The sequence below is a fragment of the Bradyrhizobium sp. BRP56 genome (assembly GCF_020194035.1).
Lineage (GTDB): Bacteria > Pseudomonadota > Alphaproteobacteria > Rhizobiales > Xanthobacteraceae > Bradyrhizobium > Bradyrhizobium australafricanum.
Window position 1 is genome coordinate 49,483 of sequence record NZ_JADYVV010000062.1, and the last position, 6,788, is coordinate 56,270.

Here is a 6,788-nt window from a genome sequence, read left to right on the forward strand (position 1 = left end):
TTGCTTGTTCGTCGATCAGGCCTTTTCGATCGGCGCGGGCTGGCCGCCCCTGCCGCGGAGCTTTTGCGACAGGTTGATCAGGAACATCGAGGTCGGCCGCAGGATGAAAAGGTCCGCGACCAGGGCTGCGACCATCGAGAACGCGCTGAGCCAGCCGAACAGGCGCAGCGACGGCAGGTCGGAGAACACGGTGACGACGAGACCGCAGGCCAGCACCACCGTGGTTAGGATCAGCGCAGGGCCGACCAGGACGGTGGCGCGCTCCACCGCAAGTTCCGGCGTGACACCCGGCTTGGTCTCAAGCCGCAGGCGATTGAGGAAGTGGATGGTGGCGCTGAGGCCGAGGCCGAACGACACCGTCAAAGCCACCACGCTGGCGAATTGCAGCCCCTCCCCGAGCAGCCACAGCACCGTGCCCGACAGCACCACCGGGAAGATGCCCGGCAGGATGCAGGAGAACATCACCACGATCGAGCGGAATGCGAGCCCGATGAAGATCGCGACCAGCAGGAATTCGATGGTGAGGCCGTGGTTGAGCTTTTCGATCATGCTGGCGCTGTTGCGTGCGGCAATCACCGACAGACCCGTGACCGCGATCTCGTAGCCGGGATGCTCGGCGCGCACCTTGTCCAGCGAATGATCGAGTTTGTTCACCACCGGAAGCAACTGGCTCGAGTCCACATCCGGGACGCGGCCCGACACCACGACAGCATCCTGATTCTTGTCGATGAACCGGCGCACCAGGTGTTCGGGGATCAGGTCGACATATTCCTTCAGCGTCGCGACATCATTGCTGCCGGCCTTTTCGGCGAGCCAGCGCCGCAAGGTCTCCAGCGACCACACGTTGCCGACGCCGGCAGAGTCCTCGACCATTGCATGGACATCGGCAATCGTCTTCAAGGTCTCCGGCGAGTACAGCGATTGCCCCTTGGGGAATTCGATCAGCACATCGACCGGATTGGCGCCGGTCAGCTTGGCGTCGAGCCGGCTCGACGCCGCCACCGCCTGCCGCTTGTCCGGCACCTGATCGGCGAGCCGATAGCGCGGCTCGAGATTGGCGTAGATGATGCCGAGGCCGCCGACCACGATCAGCGCAAGCAGGCTGAACAGCCCGGGACGGCCGACCATGCGCACCGCGATCCAGTAGCAGAAATTGCGCAGCGCCTGCACGCCGGCATCCGCGCTCTGGAACTTGACCGCAAAGATCTTCTCGTTGCGCACGAACAGGACGCCGAACACCGGCACCAGCGACAGCACCGCGATCAGCGCGATGATGGTCGCCGCAAGCCCGGCCTCGCCGAACTTGCGGATCAGATCGGAATCCGAAAACTGCAGCGCGATGAAGGAAATTCCGGCCGTGCCGTGCGTCAGCACGCAGGCCGGTCCGACCACCAGCACCGCATTCTTGAACGCGGTGAACTTGTCCTGCCCCGCAATCAGCCGGTCGCGCGCCGCGAATGTCAGCTGCATCGAGTCAGAGAAGCTGATCACCATGATGAGCGGCGTCATCACGTTGAGGAACATGTTGAGATTGAAATTGGCCCAGCCGAGGCCGCCGAGCGCGAGCAGGATCGCGATCATCGGTGGGAACGCCGCCGCCACCATGAAGGATATCTTGCGGAAGAAGATGATGGCGATGACGCAGCCGGCGAGGATGCCGAGGATGTTGTAGGTCAGGCCGTCGCGCTCGACCGCATTGCGGATCTCGAGCTGCATGACCGGCACGCCGGACAGCTGGGCATTGAGCCCGCTGCCGCCGAGATCGTCGGCCATGATCTTCCTGATGTCGCCGACCACCTTGCTGAGCTTGTTGCTACCGACCACCTCAGGCTCGAGCGACAGCACGATCAGCGCGAGCGTGCCGTCCTCCGACAAGAGCTTGCCGCGGATGATCTCGTTGCTTTTGACGGTCTCGACGAACTTGTCGTAGGCCGCGCCCTCGGGCAGCTCGTTCGGGAACAACGCCGCCGGCAGCTTGCCTCGCTCCGGCGCCTGGCGCGCGGAGAACAGCGACACCAGGCCGCGCACGCCCTCGACGAGTTGCAGATCCGTGACCATGTCGCGCAGCTTGCCGAGATTGTCGCGCTCGAGCAGCGTCTTGCCTTCGACCACGACGAGCACGTCGAACTCGGTCGCCGGGAAGCGCTTGGTCACCGCCTCATACTGCTTGTAGTCCTTGGAGTCGGAGCGGAACAGCTGCGACAGCGAGTCGTCGATCTTGATCCGTTGCACGCCGAACACCGCGCCGATCAGCAACAGAACGAGGACGATGCAGGACAGGATCGGCGCCCGCATCGGGATCAGGCCGAGACGCTCGATCCCGAACGCGATGCTGAGGCCCGACCGCGGCTCTTCGATCTTCTCGACGTGGACCTGACTTTCGGAATTCTTTTCGAGCATGCCCTGTCCAGTTCTGAAAACGGCTCAATCTGTCTAGCTTGGGTCTAGGGGCGCGAATGAGGCGGGTGAGCGCAACTGATCGGCGCTAGTCCTTGAAAACACGCGAATATTGACCGGCGCCGGTTTTACCTGTCTGCCCCTTTGCTCGCAAGCGCGAGGGGCTGACCAAATCGACAGGGAACCGCCGATCCCCGCCATTAAGTATCTGATTTGTCACACCCTGGTAGCGCATTCCTCGACGATCCACCGCCGCTTTCATCTTTCAAGGCGACCCCTGTGATCTGGCGTGCCAAGCCCTCGCGCACAAGCCACGAAATCCTGAATGCGGCCTCCGCATAGCTCAGCCCGGCATGGTGGATGTTGGAGATGCAGTTGCGGTCGGCGTCGGTGAGACCGATTCGCGGCGCGAAGGTGAGATAGGCGCCAAGGCTGTCGGGTGCGGACAGGCCCGGCCGTTCGCCGATCAACATCACCAGCATGCGCGCGCCGATGATGGCGCCGATCTCGTCACCGAGCGCGACCCGCGCGCCGGACGCTGCGATCACCGCGCCGGCGTCGATGTTGTCGGCCGCAAGGCGGGGCACGAGATGCCGGATCAATTCGACGGCATGCACATTGACCGCCGTCGGCGACAGGCCGTCACCGATCACGATGGCCCAGGGGCAGGCGGTGATGCCGCAGGTCTCGAGCGACCGCCGCGACGCAGAATCCAGCATGCGCCCGAGATCGGGCCGCCGCAGATAGTCGCGCCGGCTGTGCGCCTGGCTCGACACCTCAAGCGGCGTGATGCCGAGGCCGGCAAGACCGGCCGCGATCCCGCTGACATCGAAGGCGGCGTGGACAGCGTCGCGGGCGCGGGCATGGTCGAGCGTGAACGACAGCAGCGCATCGGTCGGCAGGCTGGCCCCGGACCGGCCAAGGCCGACGCGCGCCGGCGTAAGCTCGCGCAGATCGGCAAGCGAAGGGGACAAGGGCGCCGGCGGTGTCGTCATGCTGTTATTCGGCGGGGACGGAAGCCTCGCGCAGCCGGATCGAGTAGTTCGAGGCGTTCTGCCGGCCACTGGAGGCTGCACGCGCAAAGGTGATCAAATGATGGGCAACCAGCGTCGCCGAGATCAACCCCTCGATGTCGCCGCGCTTGAGCCGGCCGAGCGCAAACTTCCAGAACACGCGCTTGTAGTCGCCGAGCACGCCGACCTTCCAGAAGATGTTGCGGAGCATGATCAGGCCGCGTCGGATGTTGGCCCAGCTCTTCATTTCCGGACTGACCGGCACCTTGATGCGATTGGCATAGGTGTAGTTGCATTGATGCAGATAGCGCGCGAACAGCCTTTTCGGCTCGTAGGCAACTTCCATGCATTTGCGCCAGGAACTGACCACGTCCTCATAGGGCAGCAGGAACTCGACATTGGAGTCGCGGCCCTCGTCATCGATCAGCCGCCCGGCTTTTTCGAGCCGATCCCACAATGGCGTCTTCGGCAGCGCCTGCAGCAGGTTGATGGTGAGCAGCGGAATCCGCGACTCCTCGACAAAGGAGAGCAACGAGTCGCCGGTCTGGGGCTTGTCGGTATCGAGCCCCATGATGATGCCGGAGACGACCTCCATGCCGAACGAATTGATGGTGCGCACGCCCTCGAGGATCGGAACCATCATGTTCTGATCCTTGTGCATGGCCTTCAGCGCGTCGGGATCGGGCGTCTCGATGCCGACGAAGATCGTCACGAAGTAGGCTTCGCGCATCTTCTCCAGGATCTCGGGACGCTTGGCGATGTTGAGCGTCGCCTCGCAAGCGAGGCGCGTGACATATCCGGTGCGCTTCTGCCACTCGATCAGGTGCGGCAACAGCTCGCTCGCGGCCTTACGGTTACCGATGAAATTGTCGTCGACGAAATACACGGTGTCGGTGGCACCACAGGCGCGCAGCTTGTCGAGCTCGGCGATGATCTGCTGCGGCGACTTCAGGCGCGGATTGCGGCCATAGAGCCCGGGGATGTCGCAGAACTCGCACTGATAGGGGCAGCCCGAGGAGAACTGGATGCTGCCGAGGAAATACTTCTTGGTTTCGGCGAGCTCATAGGCCGGCAGCGGGAATTCCGTCATCGGCAGCCGGTCGATGGTTTTAAGCACCACCTGCTCGTCGGGACGGCTGGTATCATCAGCCAGACGCTTGATCAGCTCATTGGTCGCATCGCCGAGCTCGCCGACGTGGAGGTAGTCGAATGAGGGATAGTAGTCCGGGCAAGCACTGACCGAGGGGCCGCCGATCGCGACCACCAGGTCATGGTCATGCGCGCGATGGCAGATGTCGTTCATCTGCTGGCGCTGGATATGCATACCGCTGACGAACACGGCATCCGCCCACTCGAAATCCTCCGCCGTCGCCGGACGCAGATTCTCGTCGACGAAACGCACCGGCCAGTTCTCGGGAAGGTATGCGGCGATCAGCAGCAGGCCCTGCGGCGGCATGAACGCCTTGACGCCGTCAGTGAGGGGGTAGGCGTGCTCGAAGGTCCCAAACGACGACGTATAGCGCGGAAAAACGCAGAGGATACGTCGTACTGTCTCTATGCCCTCAGCTCTCATCAAACGACCCCGAAGCACCGGCAAATCTAACCACGACGCGGAACGCTGGGCCAGAAATTCTTCAACATTGTGGCACTACTTAACGTCATAACGACGAGATAGTTGCTCTGCAGAATTTCGCTATCCCCTCAGGTCAGGAGCCTGGCAGCGAGGTCGGGCAGCCGCTCCGCATCGGCCACGAGGCGGAAGTCCTGCCCGGCAAGGCCGACGCGCGCGAGCCAGTCGTCGAATTCGGGGGCCCGCTTCAGGCCGAAAAGGTCGCGGACATAGAGCGCATCGTGAAACGATGTCGACTGATAGTTCAGCATGACGTCATCCGCGCCCGGCACGCCCATGATGAAGTTCACGCCCGCCGCCGCAAGCAGCGTCAGGAGATTGTCCATATCGTCCTGATCCGCCTCGGCGTGGTTGGTGTAGCAGACGTCGATCCCGAGCGGCAGGCCGAGCAGCTTGCCGCAGAAATGATCCTCGAGCCCGGCGCGGATGATTTCCTTGCCATCATAGAGGTACTCAGGACCGATGAAGCCGACCACGCTGTTGACGAGCAGCGGATCGAACGCGCGCGCCACCGCATAGGCCCGCGCCTCGCACGTCTGCTGGTCGACCTGGTGATGGGCATTGGCGGACAGCGCCGAGCCCTGCCCGGTCTCGAAATACATCACATTGTCACCGACCGTGCCGCGGCGCAGCGACAGCCCCGCTTCCCGGGCCTCCCGCAGCAGCGAGAGGTCGACGCCGAAACTGCGATTGGCCGCCTCGGTGCCGGCGATCGACTGGAACACGAGATCGACCGGCAGCCCCTGCCCGATCAGTCCGAGCGTGGTCGTGACATGGGTCAGCACGCAGCCCTGCGTCGGAATCTCGAGCCGCGTGATGATGTCGTCCAACAGCCGCAGCAGGGTGCCGATGACCTTCGGATCGTCGCTCGCCGGATTGATGCCGATGCAGGCATCGCCCGCTCCCAGCAGCAACCCGTCGAGAATCGAGGCTGTGGTGCCCTTGGGGTCGTCGAAAGGATGGTTCGGCTGCAGCCGCGTGCTCATTCGCCCGCGCAAACCGATGGTGTTGCGGAAGCGGGTCGTCACCTCGCATTTCTTCGCGACCAGGATCAGATCCTGGTTGCGCATCAGCTTCGACACCGCCGCAACCATCTCTGGCGTGATGCCGCGCGAGATCTTCTTGATCGCTTCCCTGCTGGCGGCATCCGACAGCAGCCAGTCGCGGAATCCGCCGACGGTGAGCGACGACACGGGCAGAAAGCCGGCAACGTCGTGGCTGTCGAGGATCAGGCGGGTGACTTCGTCAGCCTCATAGGGGATGACAGGCTCATCGAGGAATTGTTTGAGCGGAACATTGGCCAGCGCAAGCCGCGCTGCGATCATCTCCTCCGCGCTGTCGGCGGCGATGCCGGCCAGGCGGTCGCCTGAACGCGGCGGCGAGGCCTTGGCAAGCAGGATGCGCAGATCGTCGAATGCGTAATTGGTGGCGTCGATGGTGTGACGATAGAGCATGAGGGGTTCGTCGCGGGCTGGGGCAGCGCAATCTAGCACCTCTTTGCGAAAGGCGTGCCATCGGCTTCGCCCCGCGTGCTGGCGCCTTAGCCGGTAACGGCGGCGCAGCCTCGGCACGACCGCAAGCCGCGAGCACCCGGCAGACTCAAAGCGGCCCATAAGGCATTGGGATTATTTACAGATTTTAACGGTTGCGGCTGCACAAATCTCGGGCGTTAAGAAATTGTCCATGAAAATTTTGCATAAGCTTTAATCGGCCGAAGGTACTCCCCGGCCTCTTGGAGTGCCCCGCAA

Annotated in this window: 4 protein-coding genes; all 4 read right to left on the minus strand. The window is 63.2% G+C overall.

The window, feature by feature from the left end; genetic code table 11:
• Positions 1 to 15 precede the first annotated feature (15 nt).
• The 4 genes from I6F38_RS33115 to I6F38_RS33130 all read right to left on the minus strand — a co-directional run bounded on the left by I6F38_RS33115 (position 16) and on the right by I6F38_RS33130 (position 6,494).
• Entirely contained in the window at positions 16 to 2,400 is a 2,385-nt protein-coding gene (locus I6F38_RS33115; protein ID WP_225163376.1) for an MMPL family transporter, read from the minus strand.
• Between the two features lie 197 nt (positions 2,401 to 2,597).
• Positions 2,598 to 3,392, minus strand: a complete 795-nt coding sequence (gene eutC / locus I6F38_RS33120) for an ethanolamine ammonia-lyase subunit EutC (RefSeq protein ID WP_225163377.1) — start codon at positions 3,390 to 3,392, stop codon at positions 2,598 to 2,600.
• 4 nt (positions 3,393 to 3,396) lie between these two features.
• Positions 3,397 to 4,983, minus strand: a complete 1,587-nt coding sequence (locus I6F38_RS33125; protein ID WP_225163378.1) for a B12-binding domain-containing radical SAM protein — start codon at positions 4,981 to 4,983, stop codon at positions 3,397 to 3,399.
• A 128-nt stretch (positions 4,984 to 5,111) separates the two neighbouring features.
• Positions 5,112 to 6,494, minus strand: a complete 1,383-nt coding sequence (locus tag I6F38_RS33130) for an ethanolamine ammonia-lyase subunit EutB (RefSeq protein ID WP_225163379.1) — start codon at positions 6,492 to 6,494, stop codon at positions 5,112 to 5,114.
• Between the last annotated feature and the right edge of the window lie 294 nt (positions 6,495 to 6,788).